Below are 21,041 nucleotides of genomic sequence, written 5' to 3' on the forward strand. Positions count from 1 at the left end.
GACCTCGGCGTCACTGCGACGCGTCGAAGCGGGGCATGCGCTTAAACGCTTTGTTTGCCATTTCGGTGAATAGTCCCTCAATGAGTATGGTTAATTTTCCCTGTTGCGTTGATTGGGCACCTATATCCCCGGTGCGTGGCGTAAAGCGAAGAGTAACCCCTCAGCCCGCGGCCGTTGGAATGAAAGCTGGGGACCATGCTGGACTATAACCAGCCGATCGATCGGGCGAGACCAGAGGCCCCGCAGCAGAGGCCCGAGGCCGGCTTCAACATGCTGGAGCTGGTCAGCCTGCTTTGGCGGCGCAAGATCGCAATTGCGGCCGCCGCCTTGCTCGGCGCGACGCTCGCGGTCACGGTCGGCAAGAGCCTGACGCCGCGCTACACCGCCACCGCCCAGCTCTATGTCGACCCGCGCGAGCTCCAGCTCGTCGATCGCGAGCTCACGCCCCGCGCGCAGGACGTCTCCGGCATGTCCATGGTGGTGGAGAGCCAGGCGCGCCTGATCACCTCCAACAGCGTGCTGCTCCAGGTGATCCAGCAGGCGGGTCTCGACAAGGATCCCGAATTCGGCGGCGGCGACGGCAAGAGCCTGATGTCGTCGCTGCTCGGCCTGATCGGCCTCCAGCCCCGCGCGCCATCCGCCGCCGAGACGAAGGAAGTGCAGCTCGCGGCGCTTGACGCGCTGAACCGGCACATCACCATCCGCAAGACCGAGAAGAGCTTCATCGTCGACATCGAGGTCTGGTCGACCGATCCGGCAAAGGCGGCGATGCTCGCCAACACGCTGACCAGCGCCTACCTCACGGAGTCCCGCAACTCGCAGGCCTCGGCGGCACGCCGCGCCACCAGCGACCTCTCCAGCCGCCTGAAGGAGCTGCGCGAGCGGCTGCGCAATGCCGAGACCGCGCTTGCGACCTACAAGGCGCAGAACAATTTCGTCGGCACCCAGGACGCGCTGATCAGCGACCAGCAGCTCTCCGCCAGCAACCAGCGGCTTTCTGCAGCGCGCGCGGCGACGATGGATGCGCAGGCCCGGCTCGACCAGATCGAGGCGAGCCGGCGCACGGCGGCGGATGCCGGCGCAATTCCCGAAGCGCTGCAATCGCCGACCATTGCCAATTTGCGCGCGCAATATGCCGAGGCCCGCAAGAAATATGCGGAGCAGGCCGGCGAGCTCGGCCCGCGCCATCCGGCGCTGCGCCAGACCGAGAAGCAGGTCGAGGATCTCAAGCGCACCATCAGCGAGGAGATCGATCGCTTCGCCCAGTCGGCCAAGAACGATCTGACGCGGGCCCGCGACTACGAGGCATCGCTGAACCGGGCGCTGGAAGCGCAGAAGCGGCAGAGCGTGCAGCTCAGTCAGGCCGCGGTGCGCCTGCGCGAGCTCGAGCGCGAGGCCGATGCCAGCCGCGACGTCTATCAATCCTTCCTCAAGCGCTCGCGCGAGACCGAGGAGCAGGAGAGCCTGAACACGTCGGCCGCCCGCGTCATCGGCGAGGCCACCGTGCCGCAGCGGCGCTCGTTCCCGCCCGCCATGAGCCTGTTCGCCATGATCGGCTTCATCTTCGGCGCCATCGCTGCCTCGAGCTGGTTCGCCGCGGCCGAGCTGCTGTTCGCCGGCGCGCCAGCACCTGCACCCGCTCGCCGCGATCGCACACCGGCGCCGCAAGCTCCGCGCGTTCCAGAGTCTCCGCGGGCCAGCGAGATTGCGCAGCCGCAGGTTTCGCGAGCACCGGAAGTTGCGCAAGCCTTGCCAGAACAAGCCTTGCCGGAACAAGCCTTGCCGGAACTTGCCGCGCCACCGCTGCAGCCTGCGGCGGTCGAACGCCCCCTGATCGAAAAGCCTCTGATCGCGCGCCTCCAGGAAGCCGACGTCATCCACACGCTCGGCGCCATTCTCGCCACCGGCGGCGGCCTCGACCTGACACGGCTGGGCTGGCCGACGCTGCGCCCCGGCTTCCCCCTGACGAGCCTGCTCAACGCCTGGCGCGACATGCGCGCGGCGGTGGCCCGGCGCGCCGGCGGCAAGGCACTGCCGGTCGTCGCGCTGCTCGGTCCCGGCGAGACTACCGGACGTAGCGTGACCGCGCTGAATTTCGCGCTCGCGGCCGCGCGCGATGGCGCCCGCGTGCTGATGATCGACGCCGACCATCAGGCCCATTCGCTCTCGAACAAGGTCAACCGCAACGGCAGGAGCGAGCCGAGCAGGCTCGGCTGGCTCTCGAACGGCAGCAAGGCCGCACGCGAGATCAAGACGGTCAACGGCATCTCGGTGCTGCCTGCCGCCGAAGGCGATGCCGGCAAGGCGACCGAGGCCATTCGCAAGGCGATCGCGCAGGCGCGCTCCGCCGGCGGCTATGACCTCGTGGTCCTCGACGGGCCCGTGACGCCGCTCGCGGCCGGCAGCCGCAAGCTGCTCGATGAGGTCGATGCGCTGGTGGCGGTGCTGCCGACCAGCATGGACATCAACGACAGCCTGGAAGAGATCTTGAGCACGCTAGGCCGCGCCGAGCGCAAGCTCGTCGGCGTCGTGCTCGACGAACTCACCCCCGCAACCCAAGCGCGCCAGCGAGGCAGACAATATGCTTGAGCGCCGCGTCAATCTGGACGGACGGGCCGCAACCGCCGACGTGCCGCGGATCACCGTCGGCGGCCTCCGCATGGCCGCGCTCGACCTGGAAGCGACTGCCGATTTCATGATCGAGGCCACCGATCCGCAACATCGCATCGGCCGTCCGCTGTACCTGACGTCGGCCAATGGCGAGGTGCTGGCGCGCTGCTCGACCGAGCCGCAGACCGAGCGCCTGTTCCGCATCGCCGATTTGATCAATGCCGACGGCCAGCCGCTGGTGGCGGCCTCGAGACTGCAATCCTGGTTTCCGCTGCCCGAGCGCGTCGCGACCACGGACCTGTTCCATGTCGTCGCGCGCAAGGCCGAAGCGGTCGGCCGCACCTTCTACATGTTCGGCGCCAGCGAGGCCGAGAACGCCGCGGCGGTCGCGAACGTCCGCAATCTGTATCCGAACCTGAAGATCGTCGGGCACAGCCACGGCTATCTGCGCGGTGAAGCCCTGCGCGTGAAAGTCGAGGAGATCAACGCGCTCGCGCCCGATTATCTCTGGGTCGCGCTCGGCGTGCCCAACGAGCAGGCATTCGTCGAGGAATTCACGCCGCTGCTCACCAATGTTGGCGTTATCAAGACATCCGGCGGCTTATTCAACTTTTTGTCGGGCAGCCGGTCCCGCGCGCCGCAATGGATGCAGAAATTCGGGCTCGAATGGGCCTGGCGCACATGGCTCGAGCCACGCCGCCTGCTCTGGCGCTATTTGACCACCAACCCCCGCGCGCTCTATCTTCTCTTCAGCCGCAAACGGCCCTTCAATCGCTGAGAGAAGAGTAACATACGACATGACCGATCGACCGACTGTCCTCGTCACAGGAGGCGCAGGCTATATTGGCTCGCATGCCTGCCGCGCACTGACCGCCGCCGGCTATCAGCCCGTCGTTTATGACAATCTCTCGACAGGTCACCGCAGTTTCGTCGCCGGCCCCCTTGTGACGGGCGATCTGCTCGATGGCGCAGCACTCGCGCGCGCCTTTGCCGAGCACAAGGTCACCGCGGTGATGCATTTCGCGGCCGCCAGCCTCGTCGGCGAATCCATGACGGACCCGCAGAAATACTACATCAACAACGTTCAGGGCACGTTGTCGCTGTTGCAGGCGATGCGCAACGCCGGCTGCCATCGCATCGTGTTCTCCTCGACCGGCGCCGTCTACGGCAATGCCGATTCCAAGGAGCTGCCGGAAGACTTCCCCTGCGCGCCGATCAACCCCTACGGCGCATCGAAATGGATGATCGAGCGCATGCTCGCCGATTATCGCGCAGCCTACGGCTTCGGTGCCTTCTGCCTGCGCTATTTCAACGCCAGCGGTGCCGATCCCGCTGGCGGCATCGGCGAGTTGCGCGACAACGAGACCCATCTCATTCCGCGCGCCATGATGGCGCTGCAGGGCCATGTCGACTTCGCCGTGTTCGGCGACGATTACGACACGCCCGACGGCACCGCGATCCGCGACTATATCCATGTCACCGATCTCGCCGCCGCGCATGTCGCGGCACTGAAGCTCCTCGAAACGGGACATGCCGGCGGCAGCTTCAACCTCGGCACCGGCTCGGGCTTCTCGGTGCGCCAGATCCTCGACGCCATCAGGCAGGAGACCGGGCGCGAGGTGCCGCACACGGTCAAGCCGCGCCGCGCCGGCGACCCCACTTACCTCGTCGCCGATCCCTCTGCCGCGCGCAAGGTCCTGAACTTCGTGCCGCGTCACTCCGACCTGCCGACGGTGATCCGCACCGCCTGGGCGTGGCACCAGAAGGCCCATCCGCTCAAGTCGCGTTAAGCAACCGTAACATCCGTACCTTGCCTGCCGTGCCTCCAAACGGCTAGAATGGAGGCTCGCTGCCGCCGTTGGCGTATCGCCGACGGCCGCATTTTTGGCATCACCGACGATGAGGTCGGGATGCATGGCTCCGCCTGTTGCGCGAGCCGATTTTTCCGAGCGTCAGGACCACAATCGAATCTGCGTGACGGCCTGTCATCAGGCGCGGGTTCCGGGAGTATCGATCCAATGCATCAGGCTGCACGCCTGGAGTTCGAGCGCGTGATGGATGAGTTCGTCCGCTGGCATGTCGTGCCCGAGGACGAGCGCTCGCCTGCGCCTGCTTGGTGGTGGGGACCCGCCATGGCGGTGGTCGACGACCAGGAGCCGATGAGCAGCACATGGTGCGCCGAGCTCGGCTTGCACGAGGGCGCGAGCTTCGCCGACGGTGCTCGCACGATTCTGGCGCTGTTCGTCGAGCAGACATCGCTGACGGGGCCCCAGGATTTTCCGAGCATCGCCGAGGGCGCGGATCACGACGTCCGCGAGCTGCACCCGCAGCCGTCAGACGACAGCGCGTTTCAGCCGTAGCGCCGCAGCCGCAGTGGCAACCGGATCCGGTTCGGGCTGAAGCGGTGGCGCGACAGGCAGGACCATCGGCCGCAGCAGCCCGGCCATCTGCTTCGCCGGCAGCGGCTTCGAGATCAGGAAGCCCTGCATCTCGTCGCAGCCGTGGCTGCGCAGGAACGCCTCCTGCTCGGCGTTCTCGACGCCTTCGGCGACCACCGTCATGCCGAGCGCCTTGCCCATGCTGATGATCGCCTGCGCGATCGCCTGATCCTCCGAATCCTGCGGCAGGTCGCGCACGAAGGAGCGGTCGATCTTGATGGTGTCGATCGGGAAGTGCTTCATCAGCGACATCGACGAATAGCCGGTGCCGAAATCGTCGATCGCAAGGCGGATGCCGCGACTCTGGATGGCGTCGAGCACCTTGAGCGCGCGTCCGACATTGCGCATCATCATGCTTTCGGTGACCTCGAGCTGGAGCAGCACCGGCGACATGCCGGAGGCCGCCAGCGCTTCGTCCACATCCTGCAACAGATGCTCGTCGGCGAACTGCCGCGGCGACAGGTTGACCGCCATCGACAGCGGCAGCAGGCCGCGGCGCTGCCAGGCCATGGCCTGCGCGCAGGCCTCGTTCAGCACCCAGCGGCCGATCGGCACGATCAGCCCGGTTTCCTCCGCAAGCGGAATGAACTGTGCGGGCGAGACGTTGCCGAGATCGGGATGGGTCCAGCGCAGCAGCGCTTCAACGCCGGTGATCTGGCCGGTCTCCATGTCCACCTTGGGCTGGTAGTTCAGCGAGAACTGCTCGCGCTCCAGCGCCCGGCGCAGCGCGCTTTCCAGCGACAGCCGCTCGATGGACTGGGTCTTCACCTCCTTGGAGAAGAAGCGGTAGCCGTTCTTGCCGTCTTCCTTGGCGAGATACATCGCCATGTCGGCGTTCTTGGTCAGCGTCTGCGCGTCGGAGCCGTTGGCCGGATACATCGCGATGCCGATCGAGGCCGTGGTGTGGCACTCGTGACCGGCGAGCTCCATGGGCTCGGCGAGCGCCGCGAGCAGCCCGGTCGCGATGCGCTGGACGTCGTCGATCTCGCCGCACTGGTCGAGGATGACCACGAACTCGTCGCCGCCGAGCCGCGCCACGACGTCGCTGGCCCGCAGCGCGCCGCGCAGCCGGTTCGCCACTTCGAGCAGCAGCAGGTCGCCGGCCTCGTGACCCAGCGAATCGTTGATGACCTTGAAGCGGTCGAGATCGATGAACAGCACCGCAAAACGATGGTCGTGGCGCTGCGCGGTGTCGATCGCCGCGCGCAGCAGCCCGTTGAAGGTCTCGCGGTTCGGCAGGTCGGTCAGGCTGTCGTGCGAGGCGAGATACTCGATCCGCTCGTCCGCCTGGTTCTTCTCGTCGGCCCGATCGAAATTCTCCATCGCGAAGGAGACGTTGTCGGCCAGGCGCTGCAGCAGCTCGACGAACTCTTCCGTGAAGGTTCCGGGCTCGGTCGACATGTAGATCATGACGCCGACGGCGCGATCGTGCGCGATGAGCGGAAACGCTGCGCCCGACCGCGCGCCGTCGCCGCGCACGATGGCATGGAAGACACGGACGCGATCGTCGTTGAGGTAGTCGTTGCTGATGCAGGGCTGGCGCGTCCGGAACGCCGTACCGCTCATGCCGCGCCCTTCGGGACGCTCGGGGTCGACGGAAAGACGGATGTTGCGCGTGGTGTTCGCGGACGGTCCGGCCGCCGCCACGATCTCGAGCTGATCGCTGCCTTCCTTTGCCAGCGCGATCGTCGTCGAGGTGAATTTCGCCCCGTTCGACGCGGCGAGGCAGACGAGGTCGAACAGCTCGGCCCGCGACTTGGCCCGCATGATCGCCTCGTTGGTGGCGCTCAGCGCCGCGAACATGCGCGTCAGACGCTCCTTCTGCGCCTCGGTGCGGGCCTTTTCCTCGGCGCGATCGAAATTGTCGAGCGCGAACGAGACGTTCTCGGCAAGCCGCCCCAGCAGCTGAATGAGATCCTGCGTGAACGCGCCCTCGTCCGGCGACAGGAACAGCAACACGCCGACAGCCTCGCCGCCGTTGCTGAGCAACGGGAAGCAGGCGCCCGATTTCGTGCCTTGCGCGCGCGCGATCTGGTGCCAGTGCGCGGTGCGGATGTCGGTGAGAATCTCGTTGGCGATGCAAGGCGCGCGCGTACGGAAGGAGGTGCCGGTGAGCCCGCGACCCTCCGGGTCATCGGCCGAGGTCGAGAAGCGCCATTCCTTGATCAGGCCGCAGCTCTCGCCCTTGGTCATGGCAATGTCGAGATGGTGCCCCGTCGCATCCACCATGGCGATGGTTGCGGAGGAGAAGGTGCCACCGAGCACCGCCGCCTCGCAGACCACCTCGAACAATTCGGCGCGGGTCTTCACCCGCATGATCGCCTCGTTGGTCGCACTCAGCGCCTCGAGCATGCCCCTGAGGCGATTGCGCTGCATTTCGGCCTTGGCCTTCGCCTCGGCGCGGTCGAAATTCTCCAGCGCAAAAGAGACGTTGGCCTGCAGCTTGCGCAGCAGCTCGACGAGTTCGGGCGTGAAGGCGCCACACTCAGGGGAGTTGAACAGGAATACGCCCTCGACCCGGTCGCCGTTGAAGAGCGGCAGCGCCGCGGATGACGCGATCCCGTTGCGGCGGGCGCTGTCCTGCCAGGGCGCGATGCGGTCGTCGGCGAGCACGTCGTTGCTGACGGAGGGCTGGCGCGTTCGGAACGCGGTGCCGGTCAGCCCGCGTCCTTCCGCCACCTGCTCCGAGGTCGAGAACTTGAAGTTGCGAACCTGGTCGGCATTCGGTCCGTAGCTGGCGACCACGCGCAGCAGTTCGGCCCGCTGGTCGACCAGCGCGATGCTGGCCGAGGTGAACTTGGCGCCCTTGGCCGTCGCCTCGCAGACGAGGTCGAACAGCTCGGACCGCGACCGCGCGCGCAGGATCGCCTCGTTGGTGGCGCTGAGCGCCGCATACATGCGCGCCAGGCGCTCTTCTTCCGCCGCGATCCTGGCCTTCTCGGCCTCGCGGCCGAAATTCTCGATCGCGAACGAGACGTTCTCCGCCATGCGCAGCAACAGCGCGACGATCTCCTCGTCCTTGGCCCAGGAGCGGCTGATGAAGAACAGGAGCACGCCGACGCTTTCGCCACGCTTGATCAGCGGTGCGACCACGCAGGCGGCGACGCCGGTGTTGACGTTGGCCTGCTCCCACGGCGAGCCCTTGGTGCGGCTGGCGAGATCGTCCTCGATGATGGCTTTCTGCGTCCGGAACACCTCGCCGGAGATGCCCTTGCCATAGGGATTGTCCGGATCAACCGAATAGCGCGCCTGGGTGACGAGCTCGAGGTTCTGCCCGGTGGCCGCGACCGGCTTCATCCAGTGCGAATCCGGCTCGCGGAGCAGCACGATGGTCGCCAGCGACTTACCGCTGTGCACGGAGGCGTCGCAGACGAGCTGGTACAGCTCCTGCTCGGTCTTGGCGCGCAGGATCGCTTCGTTGGTGGCGCTGATGGCGCCGAACATGCGGTTGAGCCGCCGTGTCGCCCGTTCGCTGGTCTGCCGCGCGGTCTCGCGCGCAAAATTGTCCAGCGCGTAGGAGATGTTCGCCGACATGCGCTCGAACAGCGACACCATCTGCTCGTTCAGCGAGTTGGCCTCGCTCCGCGTCACGTACAACACGCCGACGCTCTTGCCGTTGCAGAGCAGCGGCAACGCCGCGGCCGCACCGATATGCGCCTTGGCGGCTCCCTCACGCCACGCCAGCGAGCGCGGATCGTTCAGATAGTCGTTGCTGATGCACAGCTTCTGATCGCGAAATGCCTCGCCGCCGACGCCCGATCCTTCCGGTGTGCCGGCGTCCGTTGTGATCTCGATCGCGCGCAGCCGCGAGATATCGTCGCCGCAGCCGGCCACAAAGCACAGCCGCCGACCATCGGGGCCCACCAGGAACACGGCCACGGCCAAAAAGTCCCCGCTCGAAAATCCGGCGTCGCAGACCTTCTGGTACAGCTCGTCCGGCGATCTCGCGTAGAGGATCGCTTCATTGATGGCGCTCAGCGCCGCAAAGGTGCGCGCGAGTGTCGTCGGCACGATCTCAGCTCCCGGGCATTTCTGCCTATTTCTCCCGGTGCCTTTATGAACGGCGATCGCCTAAGTGGTCGTTATTCCGCCGCGCAAACCATCGATCAAAGTGAACGAGCTGCGAACGAGCAGCGCTAAACTCTCGAAAATACCGCCGTTCGGGGCGGATCTTCGACCAAAGGCGTGTTCCGTTTACGAATTTGCAGCCCTGTATTGGTTTACGGGAGATTGATATCGCTGCCCTGCTTTGAGACGATGGCCCCAACAAGCAGCCCGATAAGGGCACCAGTCGGGGAAACGCCATGCCGCTCGTCAAGGCCGACCGCCTCACGCGCATCAGCGCCGCGCTGCTCCAGGCGGCCGGGGCTTCCGAGGAAGAGGCCGACGCCGTCGCGACCGGCTGCGTCAACGCCAATCTCGCCGGCCACGACTCCCACGGCGTGATCGCCATTCCCACCTATATCGACCGCATCAAGGCCGGCCACATCGTTCCCGGCGCGAAATGGACCATCGTCCAGGAATCCCCGACCACGACCGTGATCGACGGCCATTGGGGCTTCGGCTTCCACGTCAACGCCAAAGCGATGGCGCTGACGATCGAGAAGGCGAAGACGGCGAACGTCGCTGCCTGCACCGTATTCCGGCAGAGCCATGTCGGCCGCCTCGCCGCCTATCCCTTGATGGCGATGCGCGAAGGCATGATCGGAATCGCGACGGCAGATTCCGGCCGCTCGCCGAAACACGTGGCCCCGTTCGGCGGCAAGGAGGCGCGGCTCGGCACCAACCCGATCTCGATCGCGGTGCCGTCCGACCTCGAGGCACCGTTCTATCTGGACATGGCGACCTCCGCCGTTGCCGCCGGCAAGATCCAGCTCGCGGTCGCGCGTGGCGAGGAAATTCCCACCGGCTGGATCATCGATGCCGAGGGACGGCACACCACCGATCCCACGCAATATCGCAAGGGCGGCGCGCTGCTGCCGCTCGGCGGCACCGAGGGCTACAAGGGCAGCGGCCTCGCCGCCATGGTCGAGGTTCTCTGCGGCCTGCTCACCGGTCTCGGTTTTGGCGTCGAGCCGACGGGGCGGCACAATGACGGCTGCTTCATGGCGGTGTTCAACGTCGCGGCGTTCCGCCCGCTGCAGGAGTTCAAGCGCGAGGTCGCCGAATTCGCGCATTACCTGAAATCGACGCCACCGTCCGAGGGCAGCAAGGGCGTCTACTATCCCGGCGAGATCGAGGGCCTGCGCGAGCAGCAGCGCCTGCGCGACGGCATCGAGATCGAGGATGCGACCTGGGACAAGCTGCGCACGCTGGCGCGCGACTACCGGCTCGACACCGTCCTTGGCCTCGCCTGACGCAATTCGGAGAACAGCAGCATGACGAGGCAGATGGTACTGGTCGGCTTCCTCCAGGCACAGAACTGCACCAATTTGCCGAGCTCGTGGCGGCATCCGGACTCGCGCGACGATTCGATGTCGGCGGACTACTATCAGGAGATCGCCAGGATCCTCGAAGCCGGCAAATTCCACATGGCGTTCTTCGACGATCGCCTTGCGATGCCCGACCGCTACGGCAACGACCACGCCCACACCGTCGAATACGGCATCCGCTGCGTGAAGATGGATCCGCTGATCGTGCTGACCACGATGGGCATGGTCACCGAGAGGCTCGGCCTCGGCGCAACCTGCTCGACCACCTACTACGAGCCCTTCGACGTCGCCCGCCGTTTCGCGACGCTCGATCTGATGTCGGGCGGGCGCGCGGGATGGAACGTCGTCACCTCTCTGAACGACGGCGAGGCGCTCAACATGGGGCGCGATTCGCATCCCGAACATGATTCCCGCTACGACAAGGCCGACGAGTTCATGGAGGTCGTGCTCGGCCATTGGGACACGTGGGAGGACGGCGCGATCATCATGGACAAGACAAGCGGCCGCTTTGCCGATCCCACCAAGGTAAAGCGGCTCGATCACAAGGGGCCGGCCTTCAAATCGCGCGGCCCGTTCACCGTGCCGCGCTCGCAACAGGGCCATCCTGTCATCATCCAGGCCGGCGCCTCCGGCCGCGGCCAGCGCTTTGCCGGCCGCTGGGGCGAAGTGATCTTCACCGCCGCGCGCAACCTCGCCGCCGCCAAGGAAGGCTATGCGGCCGTGCGCAACCAAGCCGCCAAAGCCGGCCGCGATCCCGACCAGATGTTTCTCTGCAATCTGACGACGCCGGTCTGCGCCGCAACCAAGGCGGAGGCCGAGGACAAGATGGCGCTGATCAACAAGCTGCCGCTGCAGATCGACGCGCTGTCGCTGCTCGCCGAAGCGCTCAATTACGATTTCGCCTCCAAGGATCTCGACGTGCCCCTGACGACGGAAGAGCTCAAGAGCATGCAGGGCATCCTGGGCATCCGCGACGGCGTGCTGAAGAATTCGGGCAAGAGCAATCCGAGCGCGCGCGACTTCGTCACCTTCTCCGGCCGCGGCCAGGTGCATGACGCCATGGTTGGAGGACCCAAGGAGATCGCGGACAAGTTCGAGGAAATGTTCGTCGAGCGCGGCTGCGATGGCTTTGTCATCGCCGCGACCTATGTGCCCGGCTCCTACGCCGATTTCGTGCAGCACGTCGTGCCGGAGCTGCAACGCCGCGGGCTGTTCCATAAGGACTATCGCGGCAAGACGCTGCGGGAAAATCTCGGGCTGAAGCGGCCGGCTGCCGGCGCCTGGAAAGTACAGCCGCGCGATGCCGCGGAATAGCAAAAAGGACACACGATGCGTTGGCTGAAATTCACCACCTCGGACAAGACCTCCTGGGGGATCGTCGAGGGCGATCAGGTCATCGCGGTCGACGGCGATCCCTTCGGCGAATGGCAGCGCAGCTCGCGCACGCATCCGCTTGCCGAGGTCAAGATCGAGCTGCCGCTGATCCCGCGCACCTTCTATTGCGTCGGCCTGAACTATCTGAAGCACCTGAAGGAAGCCGCCGACAAGCGCGGCGAGGTGCCTGCTGTGCCGGACCGTCCCGAGATCGGCTATCGCGCGCAGAATGCGCTGATCGCGCATGAGGAGGAGGTCGTGATCCCGTCCTTGGCGACGGACAAGATCCACTATGAAGGCGAGCTCGTCGTCGTCATCGGCAAGAAGGTGAAGCACCTCACCAAAGAGAACGCGATGGACTGCGTGTTCGGTTACACCATCGGCAACGACGTCAGCGAACGCAGCTGGCAGAAGGCCGACCGCAGCCTGTGGCGCTCGAAGAACGCCGACACGTTCAAGCCGATGGGCCCGTGGATCGAGACCGAGGCCAATCTTGCCAGGATGGAGACCGTGGTCCGGGTCAACGGCAAGGAGACCAACCGCTTCTACACCAACGACATGATCTTCGGCGTGGTGCCGTTCCTGGTCGAGCTGACCAAGTACTTTACGCTGTGGCCGGGCGACGTGATCTGGATGGGTACCGACGGCGCCTCCCCCGACATCAAGCACGGCGATGTCGTGGAGATCGACATCACGGGGGTCGGGACGTTGCGCAACAGGTTCGTGCGGGAGCAGCGGTGATCCTCATCCTGAGGAGCGCGTCTTCGCGCGTCTCGAAGGATGAAGGCCCGGCTCTCGGCCTCGCCCTTCGAGACGGCCGCTGCGCGGCCCCTCAGGGTGAGGGGAGAGAGTGCGCCTGCCGCCAGATCAACGGTGCCGTAGGGTGGGCAAAGGCGCTCTTGCGCCGTGCCCACCATCTCTCCACGCTTTCGCTAGCGATGGTGGGCACGCTTCGCTTTGCCCACCCTACGGGACTTCCCGTGTCTTAGAACGGCAGCGCCACGCCGGTCTTGATCTCCTTCAGCACCACGTTGCTGCGGACGTAGCGGATGCCGGGAATGCGGAACATGAATTCGTCGAGGAAGCGGTTATAGGCCGCCATGTCCTGCACGACGACGCGCAAATGATAGTCGGCATCGCCCGTGGTCGCGAAACATTCCAGCACCTCGCGGCGCTTGGTCACCCGCGCAACGAACTCATCCACGAACTTCGCATCGTGCCGTTCCAGCGAGACGTGGAGGATGGCGGACATCGTAAATCCCGCCTGCTCGCGCGCGACCAGCGCCGCATAGCCCTGGATGACGCCGCTCTCCTCCAGCGCCCGCACCCGGCGCCAGCAGGCCGAGGTGGACATGCCGACCTCGTCGGCGAGCTGCTGATTGGTGGCGCGACCATCCTTCTGAAGATGGGCGAGAATTCGCGTGTCCTGTTCTTCGATCATGGAGGCCTCTCAAGACGGGAATATCTACCAAATTTGATCGCATTGTGCAAAACTCTACCGAATTCGTGATCCACGCGGGATAAATAGGTAAGACCTACCAGCCTCCCGGGCATAACCTTCCATCACTTGGGCAGGATGCCGCGCGAGGTCCGCCATGGACGCCATTCCCTCACTCGACACTTACGATCTCTCCGACCGCTACGACCGCGAGCAGGGCCGCGTCTTCCTCACGGGCACGCAGGCCATCGTCCGCATCGCGCTCGACCAGGCGAGGCGCGACCGGGCAAGCGGCCTCAACACCGCGGGTTTCATCTCCGGCTATCGCGGCTCGCCGCTCGGCGGTGTCGATCTCGAGCTATGGCGCATTCAGGAACACCTCAAGCGAGATCGCATCGAATTCCTCCCCGCAGTGAACGAGGACCTCGCGGCCACGGCGGTGCTGGGCTCGCAGCAGGTCGAGACGCAGGGAGACCGCGAGGTCGATGGCGTGTTCGGGCTCTGGTACGGCAAGGGCCCCGGCGTCGACCGTTCCGGCGATGCGCTCAAGCACGGCAACGCCTACGGCTCCTCGCCGCATGGCGGCGTGCTGGTGGTCGCCGGCGACGATCATGGCTGCGTCTCCTCCTCGATGCCGCACCAGTCCGACGTCGCCTTCATGAGCTGGTTCATGCCGACGCTGCATCCGTCCGATGTCGGCGAATATCTGGCGTTCGGCGAGTATGGCTACGCGCTGAGCCGCTTCTCCGGCATGTGGGTCGGCTTCAAGGCGATCTCGGAGATCGTGGAATCAGGCGCATCCGTCGCGCTGCGCCCACCGCGCCTCTTCCGCACGCCCGACTTCACGCCGCCGCCGGGCGGCCTGCACTATCGCTGGCCCGACCTGCCGGGTCCACAGATCGAGGAGCGGCTGGAGGCGAAGAAACACGCGGTCTATGCCTTCGCAAAGGCCAACCCGATCGATCGCCACATCTACGACATCCCGGGCGCGACCTACGGCATCGTCACCACAGGCAAGGCGCATCTCGATCTGATGGAGGCGCTGCGGCTCATGGGCCTCGATGAAGCCGCCTGCCGCAGCATCGGCATCGACGTCTACAAGGTCGGCATGGTCTGGCCGCTGGCGCTGCACGACGCCATGGATTTCGTGAAAGGCAAGCGCGAGATCCTCGTGGTCGAGGAGAAGCGCGGCATCATCGAGAGCCAGTTCAAGGAATATTTTTACGACTATCCCGGCAGCAAGCCGGAGCGCATGGTCGGCAAGCATGACGAAACCGGCGCAAGGCTGATCTCCTGGATCGGCGAGTTATCGCCGCGCGCGCTTGCGTCCGTTCTGGCGCGGCGGCTCGACCCGATGTTTCCGGGCCTCAATCTCGCCGCCCGCGCAGCCGCCTTGATGCCGGAGGCTGCGCGCACGATCAACGTTTCAGGCGCAACGCGTACGCCCTATTTCTGCTCGGGATGCCCGCACAACACCTCGACGAAGGTGCCCGAGGGATCGAAAGCACTCGCCGGCATCGGCTGCCATTTCATGGCGAGCTGGATGGACCGGGAGACCTCCTCGCTGATCCAGATGGGCGGCGAGGGCGTGAACTGGGCGGCCTCGTCACGATTCACCGGCCACAAGCACGTGTTCCAGAATCTCGGCGAAGGCACCTATTATCACTCGGGCTCGATGGCGATCCGGCAGGCGATCGCCGCCAAGGCCAACATCACCTACAAGATCCTGTTCAACGACGCGGTGGCGATGACCGGCGGCCAGCCGGTCGACGGCCCGATCAGCGTGCATGCTATCGCGCACAGCGTCCGCGCCGAGGGCGTGGAGCGCATCGCACTCGTGTCGGACGATCCCGCGCATTTCAGCCCGGGAGACCTGCCGATCGGCGTGACCATCCATCCCCGCGAGGAGATGGACGCCGTGCAGCGCGAGCTGCGCGACATCCCCGGGGTCTCCGTCCTGATCTACCAGCAGACCTGCGCCACCGAGAAGCGGCGGCGCCGCAAGCGCGGCGAGATGGCCGATCCCAAGCGCTTTGCCTACATCAACGATCTCGTCTGCGAAGGCTGCGGCGACTGCTCGGTGGAATCCAACTGCCTGAGCGTCGAGCCGAAGGAGACGCCGTTCGGCCGCAAGCGGCAGATCAATTTGTCGGCCTGCAACAAGGATTTTTCCTGCCTCAACGGCTTCTGCCCGAGTTTTGTGACGGTCGAAGGCGCGACACGCCGGAAGAAGAGCGCCAGCCAGATCGACGCGGCCGGCCGCGCCGCAACGCTTCCATTGCCCGCCCCCGTCACACTTGACCAGCCGTATGACCTGCTGGTGACCGGCGTCGGCGGCACCGGCGTGATCACGGTCGGCGCGCTGATCGGCATGGCCGCTCATCTCGAACGCTTTGGCGTCTCGGTGCTCGACTTCACCGGCTTCGCGCAGAAATTCGGCCCGGTGCTGAGCTATATCCGCCTCGCCGCCTCACCCGAAGCGCTGCATCAGGTCCGCATCGACCAAGGCGCGGCCGATGCGCTGATCGGCTGCGACCTCGTCGTCAGCTCCTCGCCGAAGGCGTCCGGCACCTATCGCCGCGGCACGCGCGCCGCCGTCAACACCGCAGAGATGCCGACCGGCGACGTCGTCCGCTTCCGCGACGCCGATCTCGCCTCGCCTGCCCGCCTGCGCGCGATCCGCCAGGTCATCGGCGACGGCAATCTCGACACCATCAATGCCAACGCGCTGGCCGAGCGGCTGCTCGGCGATGCCGTCTACGCCAACATCATCATGCTGGGCTTTGCCTGGCAGCACGGCCTGATCCCCGTCTCGCTGCAGGCGCTGCTCCGCGCAATCGAGCTCAATGGCGTTGCGGTCGAACGCAACAAGCAGGCCTTTGCCTGGGGCCGGATCGCCGCTGCCGATCCGGACTTTCTGCCGAAGGCCGACGATGCGCCCAAGGCCGAGACGCTCGACCAGCTCATTTGCCGGCGCGCCGAATTCCTCACGGCCTATCAGAATGCGGCCTATGCGGCGCGCTACCGGTCCATCGTCGCAAGAGTCCGCAATGCCGAAGCTACCCTGAACAGCGAGGCGCTGACCGAGGCCGTCGCGCGCGCGCTGTTCAAGCTGATGGCCTATAAGGACGAATACGAGGTGGCGCGCCTGCACATGCAAAGCGGCTTCCTCGACGAGTTGAGGCGCGAGTTCGAGGACGGCTTCAGCGTCAAATATCATCTTGCCCCGCCGTTCCTGACCTCGAGGCGTGACGCCCGCGGCCGCCCACGCAAGCGCGCCTTCGGCCAGTGGATCCAGATGCCGCTCGCCATGCTGGCGCGGTTGAAGGGGTTGCGCGGGACGCCGTTCGATCCGTTCGGCTACACCGCGGAACGGCGCGCCGAGCGGGAGTTGATCGCCTGGTATGAAGGGCTGATCGAACGGATGCTCGGCGGGCTCGACACGACGAATTTGCCGAGTTTCATCGCAATCGCAAAGGCGCCGATGGATATCCGCGGTTATGGGCCGGTGAAGGACGCCGCGATCGTGAAGGTGAAGGCCGAGGTCGAACGGCGGCTCGCTGAACTCGACACACCATCACCGGCCGGGATGCGCGCCTACGGTTGACGCGGCGCTCGTGAGGCTTCAGCCTCTGCATTGAAGGACCTCCCATAGGGAGCCCTGCAACCGGGTGACGCATCATGAATTTCGACCAGCTGACACTGACCGAGGCCGCCGCCGGCCTCAGCGCCGGGACAATCACGAGCACCGCGCTCACCCGGGAAGCCCTGGCCCGCGCCAAGGCGAACGCCGAGCTCAATGCCTTCGTCACCCTGGACGAAGCCGGTGCCTTGAAAGCCGCCGCGGCGTTCGACGCGACCGGCGACAAGACAAAACCGCTCGGCGGTGTGCCCATCGTGATCAAGGACAATATCGAGGTGGCGGGCCTGCCCTGCAGTGCCGGCACGCTGGCGCTGAAGAATTACATTCCAAAGGCCGACGCGCCTGTTGTGGCAAAGCTGCGCGATGCGGGAGCGGTCATCATCGGCAAGACCAGCATGCACGAGCTCGCCTTCGGCATCTCCGGCTACAACACCGCCTTCAAGACCGGCACCGAGTTCGGCGTGCGCAACGCCTATGACCGCGCCCTGATCGCCGGCGGCTCCTCGTCAGGCACGGGCGCGGCGATCGGCGCGCGGATCGTCGCGGGCGGGCTCGGCACCGACACCGGCGGATCGGTCCGCGTGCCCGGCGCGCTGAACGGATGCGCCTCGCTGCGCCCGACCGTCGGCCGCTATCCGCAGGCAGGTATCGCGCCGATCTCGCACACCCGCGATACTGCAGGCCCGATGGCTGCGACCATGGCGGATGTCGCACTGCTCGATCGCGTCATATCGGGTGGCGATGCGGTTCAGCCGGCTGATCTGAAGCAGGTGCGGATCGGCATCGTGAAGACGATGCTGACAAATCTCGACTCCGACACCGACGCCGCGTTCCGGGCGGCCGTCGCGAAAGTGAAGGCGCAGGGCGTCACGGTCGTCGAGATCGAGATGCCGCAGCTCGCGGAGCTCAACAGCCAGGTCAGCTTTCCCGTCGCGCTGTACGAGGCGTATGACGATCTGGTCGCCTATCTCAAGCACACCGGCACCGGCCTCAGCGTCGAGGCTCTGGCGGAGGAGATTTCCAGCGCCGACGTGAAGGGCACCTATGATGGCCTGGTGATACCCCGCAAGCTGCCGGGCCCGGACAACACGCTGGTCGACGCCAAGCCGATCTACGACGCCGCGATCAAGACCGCCCGCCCTGCGCTGCAGGCGCTTTACAGCAAGACTTTTGCCGACAACCGGGTCGAGGCGATCGCCTTCCCGACCACGCCGCGTGTTGCGATCCTCTCCAATCCGGAGTCCAGCACGCTAGAGAATTTCGGCTTGTTCATCCAGAACACCGATCCCGGCAGCAATGCCGGCATTCCCGGGATCCAGATTCCGATCGCGCTCGGGGCCACGAGTCAGTTGCCGATCGGGCTTGAGCTGGATGGCCCCGCGGGCAGCGATCGCCGGCTGCTTGCGATCGGAATGGCGCTCGACGACGTGTTTGGAAGATTGCCGCCGCCGCGCTGACGGAATCGTAGGGTGGGCAAAGCGACTTGTCCGCCGTAGCTCGCAGAGCGAAGGCGGAAGCGTGCCCACCGCTTCTATCGATATCGTGGAAAGATGGTGGGCACGGCGCTAACGCGCCTTTGCCCACCCTACGGCTCTGCCGCCGCCGCTCACGAATACGGGTTGATCAGCTTCTGCTGCTCGGCGCTGCGCTGCACGAGCAGGTCGATGAAGGTCCTGACCTTCGCCGACAGATGATGGCGGTGCGGATAGACCGCATTCATCGACATCTCCACCGGACGGTATTCGGGCAGGAGGCGCACCAGCCGGCCGGCGTCGAGATCGTCCCCCACCAGGAATCCGGCCGCGAGGCTGATGCCCGCGCCCTGCAACGCCGCTTCGCGTAGGGCTTCGCCGCTGTTGGTGATCAGATTGCCTGACACTCGCACCGAGGCGGGCGCGCCCTTGCGATCGAAGAAGCGCCACTCGTCGAAGGGATAGTTCACGTGACGCACGCAATTGTGTTCGGCGAGCTCCTCGAGCTTCTGCACGCGTCCATGGGCCTCGATATAGGCATGCGAGCAGCACAGCACGTGCCGCCAGGTCGCAAGGCTCCGCACGATCAGGCTCGAATCCGGCGGCGCGATCATGCGCAGCGCGAGATCGAAGCCCTCCTCGATCAGGTCGACACTGGTCTCGCCCATGCGCAGATCGACCTTGACCTCCGGATAGGTCGCGAGGAATTCCGCCATCACGGGCGCGACGAACGGCACCATGTGAGTAGCGGTATGGATACGCAGCGTGCCGCGCGGCGTCGATTGCAGCGCGCCCGCGATGTCGTCGGCCTGTTCGAGGTCGGCGAGGATCTGGACGCAGCGGTCGTAATAGGCCTTGCCGATCTCGGTCAGGTTGACCTTGCGCGTGGTGCGGTGGAGCAGCCTCACCCCGAGCCGGTCTTCCAATGCCTGCACGTGATTGCTCACCATGGTGGTCGACATGTTGAGCTTGCGGGCTGCTGCGGAGAAGCCGCCGGTCTCGACCACCCGGCTGAACACTTCGAGGCTGGTCAATCGATCCATGGCTGCCTGATTATTCGCTCTTGATCGATAATCGCGGGAAATCACCCCGGATCATCGGTTCGCACACGTAGCTCGTCCCGCTTGCAGCTTCTCCTGCAAGTGGACGCACGCCTCAGCAGCAATCGCGCGACAGAGGCGGCAATCGCTCTGGGGCAGTCGCGGCCCTGGCCCGGTAGATATGCGAACCAAGGCGACGGCTCCGATTATCCACCACGAATGGATAATCCTTTTAGAATTTTGCCAATTATCACCCGGGCCGGCAAGACCGACAGTCTCAGCGAGCCGACAGGAGACCGCAATGTCCGAGATGCCCCGCACCGAGACCTTCCAGCAAGCAACTGAAATCGCTCGCGATTACGCCAAGGCGCCGCCAGTCCTCGCGGCCCGGAACATGGTCCGGCGCGCGGCCCTGGTGCTCGCCCTCCTCGCAGGCACCGCAACCATGGTCTACTACGGACACGACTACTGGACCTACGGCCGCTACCTCGAGACGACCGACGACGCCTATGTGAAGGCGGACTCCACGATCATCGCGCCAAAGGTCTCCGGCTACATCGCAAAAGTGCTGGTCGGCGACAACGAGAAGGTCAGAGCGGGCCAGCTCCTTGCCAGGATCGACGACCGCGACTTCAAGGCGGCGCTCGACCAGGCTCGCGCCGACGTCGCCGCCGGCGAAGCCTCGGTGCGCAACATCGATGCCCAGCTCGAGCTGCAACAGCCGATCATCGAACAGAGCACCGCCGACGTCGCAGCTGCGGACGCCAATCTGAAGTTCGCGCAGGAGGAGCGCGCCCGCTACGACGACCTCATGAAGTCGGGCTCCGGCACGATCCAGCGCGCGCAGCAGACCGATGCGGCGCTGCGCGCCAGCAACGCGCAATTGCAGCATGCGAAGTCGGGCCTGATCGCCGCACAGCGCAAGGTCGACGTGCTCACCACCCAGCGCGCCCAGGCCACCGCGCAGCTCGAGCGCGCCCGCGCGGTCGCGCAGCAGGCGGCACTGAACCTGTCCTATACCGAGATCACCGCGCCGGTGGACGGCACGGTCGGCGCCCGCAGCCTGCGCGTCGGCCAGTTCGTGCAGGCCGGCACACAATTGATGGCGGTGGTGCCGCTCGATGCGGTCTATGTCGTTGAACTTCAAGGAGACGCAACTGACGCATGTCCGCCCCGGCCAGCCGGTCGAGCTGCACGTCGACAGCTTTCGTAACCAGACCCTGCGCGGCCATGTCGACAGCCTGTCGCCGGCCAGCGGGCTCGAATTCGCGCTGCTGCCGCCTGACAACGCCACAGGCAACTTCACGAAGATCGTGCAGCGCGTGCCGGTGAAGATCGTGCTCGATGACCACAGCCTCACCGGCCTGTTGCGGCCCGGCATGTCCGCGGTGCCGACCGTCGACACCAAGGCGACCGTGCTGGCCGAGCGCGAGACGGCCAAGCGCCTTGCCGACAACACGCCCCGCCCGAAGGGCGGCTGAGGCCGGGAAGGCTCCGGCGGAATTGTCAAATCCTGCCGGATGATCCTTCCAGAACTTCCTCGATTATCGACTTCGTCCGTCTAATGCATCCTGTCTCCGTATCCGAGACGAGG

12 protein-coding genes and 1 pseudogene are annotated in these 21,041 nt (G+C 65.7%); 10 read left to right on the top strand and 3 right to left on the bottom strand.

Annotation, left to right across the window (positions count from 1 at the left end; genetic code table 11):
- Nucleotides 1-195: 195 nt before the first annotated feature.
- From ACVJ19_RS07195 to ACVJ19_RS07210, 4 genes are all read left to right on the top strand, one after another.
- Nucleotides 196-2,589: an exopolysaccharide transport family protein gene (locus ACVJ19_RS07195; protein ID WP_453949598.1), complete on the top strand. Its 2,394-nt coding sequence runs from the start codon at nucleotides 196-198 to the stop codon at nucleotides 2,587-2,589.
- Nucleotides 2,582-3,388 carry a WecB/TagA/CpsF family glycosyltransferase gene (locus ACVJ19_RS07200; protein ID WP_453949597.1) on the top strand — a complete coding sequence of 269 codons (807 nt, stop codon included), beginning with the start codon at nucleotides 2,582-2,584 and terminating at the stop codon, nucleotides 3,386-3,388. Before ACVJ19_RS07195 ends, ACVJ19_RS07200 begins: the two co-directional genes overlap by 8 nt.
- Before the next feature lie 19 nt (nucleotides 3,389-3,407).
- A complete protein-coding gene (gene galE / locus ACVJ19_RS07205; protein WP_453949596.1) occupies nucleotides 3,408-4,400 on the top strand; it encodes a UDP-glucose 4-epimerase GalE in 993 nt (330 codons plus the stop codon).
- Between the two features lie 228 nt (nucleotides 4,401-4,628).
- A complete protein-coding gene (locus tag ACVJ19_RS07210) occupies nucleotides 4,629-4,970 on the top strand; it encodes a hypothetical protein (protein ID WP_453949594.1) in 342 nt (113 codons plus the stop codon).
- Here the strand turns inward: ACVJ19_RS07210 and ACVJ19_RS07215 are convergent.
- Nucleotides 4,944-9,059, bottom strand: coding sequence for a bifunctional diguanylate cyclase/phosphodiesterase (locus ACVJ19_RS07215; RefSeq protein WP_456739363.1), 4,116 nt, complete (start codon nucleotides 9,057-9,059; stop codon nucleotides 4,944-4,946). The two genes, ACVJ19_RS07210 and ACVJ19_RS07215, sit on opposite strands and share 27 nt — an antisense overlap.
- A gap of 293 nt (nucleotides 9,060-9,352) precedes the next feature.
- On the opposite strand from ACVJ19_RS07215, the gene ACVJ19_RS07220 reads away from it, so the two are divergent.
- The 3 genes from ACVJ19_RS07220 to ACVJ19_RS07230 are packed head-to-tail and all read left to right on the top strand — an operon-like array spanning nucleotide 9,353 to nucleotide 12,595.
- Nucleotides 9,353-10,405 (top strand): Ldh family oxidoreductase, encoded by a 1,053-nt coding sequence (locus ACVJ19_RS07220; protein WP_453949593.1) that lies wholly within the window; start codon nucleotides 9,353-9,355, stop codon nucleotides 10,403-10,405.
- A 21-nt stretch (nucleotides 10,406-10,426) separates the two neighbouring features.
- A complete protein-coding gene (locus tag ACVJ19_RS07225) occupies nucleotides 10,427-11,794 on the top strand; it encodes an LLM class flavin-dependent oxidoreductase (protein WP_453949591.1) in 1,368 nt (455 codons plus the stop codon).
- 15 nt (nucleotides 11,795-11,809) lie between these two features.
- On the top strand, nucleotides 11,810-12,595 hold the full coding sequence (locus ACVJ19_RS07230; RefSeq protein ID WP_453949590.1) for a fumarylacetoacetate hydrolase family protein: 786 nt from the start codon (nucleotides 11,810-11,812) through the stop codon (nucleotides 12,593-12,595).
- Nucleotides 12,596-12,839: 244 nt separating this feature from the next.
- Here ACVJ19_RS07230 and ACVJ19_RS07235 read toward each other — a convergent pair whose 3' ends face one another.
- Nucleotides 12,840-13,295 carry an Lrp/AsnC family transcriptional regulator gene (locus ACVJ19_RS07235; RefSeq protein WP_453949589.1) on the bottom strand — a complete coding sequence of 152 codons (456 nt, stop codon included), beginning with the start codon at nucleotides 13,293-13,295 and terminating at the stop codon, nucleotides 12,840-12,842.
- Nucleotides 13,296-13,449: 154 nt separating this feature from the next.
- On the opposite strand from ACVJ19_RS07235, the gene ACVJ19_RS07240 reads away from it, so the two are divergent.
- Together ACVJ19_RS07240 and iaaH are read left to right on the top strand one after the other, a co-directional pair.
- Nucleotides 13,450-16,899 carry an indolepyruvate ferredoxin oxidoreductase family protein gene (locus ACVJ19_RS07240; RefSeq protein WP_453949588.1) on the top strand — a complete coding sequence of 1,150 codons (3,450 nt, stop codon included), beginning with the start codon at nucleotides 13,450-13,452 and terminating at the stop codon, nucleotides 16,897-16,899.
- A 74-nt stretch (nucleotides 16,900-16,973) separates the two neighbouring features.
- A complete protein-coding gene (iaaH, locus tag ACVJ19_RS07245) occupies nucleotides 16,974-18,392 on the top strand; it encodes an indoleacetamide hydrolase (RefSeq protein ID WP_453949587.1) in 1,419 nt (472 codons plus the stop codon).
- 149 nt (nucleotides 18,393-18,541) lie between these two features.
- On the opposite strand, the gene ACVJ19_RS07250 is transcribed toward iaaH, so the two are convergent.
- Nucleotides 18,542-19,450, bottom strand: coding sequence for a LysR family transcriptional regulator (locus tag ACVJ19_RS07250; RefSeq protein WP_453949586.1), 909 nt, complete (start codon nucleotides 19,448-19,450; stop codon nucleotides 18,542-18,544).
- A 298-nt stretch (nucleotides 19,451-19,748) separates the two neighbouring features.
- On the opposite strand from ACVJ19_RS07250, the pseudogene ACVJ19_RS07255 reads away from it, so the two are divergent.
- Nucleotides 19,749-20,928 (top strand): annotated as a pseudogene (locus tag ACVJ19_RS07255) (HlyD family secretion protein).
- Nucleotides 20,929-21,041 lie beyond the last annotated feature (113 nt).

The sequence above is a fragment of the Bradyrhizobium sp. USDA 376 genome, from assembly GCF_054063675.1.

Excerpts from the sequence above, each read along its gene's own strand:
- ACVJ19_RS07195 (WP_453949598.1), top strand. The coding sequence starts at position 196 with ATGCTGGACTATAACCAGCCGATCGATCGGGCGAGACCAGAGGCCCCG.
- ACVJ19_RS07200 (WP_453949597.1), top strand. The coding sequence starts at position 2,582 with ATGCTTGAGCGCCGCGTCAATCTGGACGGACGGGCCGCAACCGCCGAC.
- galE (WP_453949596.1), top strand. The coding sequence starts at position 3,408 with ATGACCGATCGACCGACTGTCCTCGTCACAGGAGGCGCAGGCTATATT.
- ACVJ19_RS07210 (WP_453949594.1), top strand. The coding sequence starts at position 4,629 with ATGCATCAGGCTGCACGCCTGGAGTTCGAGCGCGTGATGGATGAGTTC.
- ACVJ19_RS07220 (WP_453949593.1), top strand. The coding sequence starts at position 9,353 with ATGCCGCTCGTCAAGGCCGACCGCCTCACGCGCATCAGCGCCGCGCTG.
- ACVJ19_RS07225 (WP_453949591.1), top strand. The coding sequence starts at position 10,427 with ATGACGAGGCAGATGGTACTGGTCGGCTTCCTCCAGGCACAGAACTGC.
- ACVJ19_RS07230 (WP_453949590.1), top strand. The coding sequence starts at position 11,810 with ATGCGTTGGCTGAAATTCACCACCTCGGACAAGACCTCCTGGGGGATC.
- ACVJ19_RS07235 (WP_453949589.1), bottom strand. The coding sequence starts at position 13,295 with ATGATCGAAGAACAGGACACGCGAATTCTCGCCCATCTTCAGAAGGAT.
- ACVJ19_RS07240 (WP_453949588.1), top strand. The coding sequence starts at position 13,450 with ATGGACGCCATTCCCTCACTCGACACTTACGATCTCTCCGACCGCTAC.
- iaaH (WP_453949587.1), top strand. The coding sequence starts at position 16,974 with ATGAATTTCGACCAGCTGACACTGACCGAGGCCGCCGCCGGCCTCAGC.
- ACVJ19_RS07250 (WP_453949586.1), bottom strand. The coding sequence starts at position 19,450 with ATGGATCGATTGACCAGCCTCGAAGTGTTCAGCCGGGTGGTCGAGACC.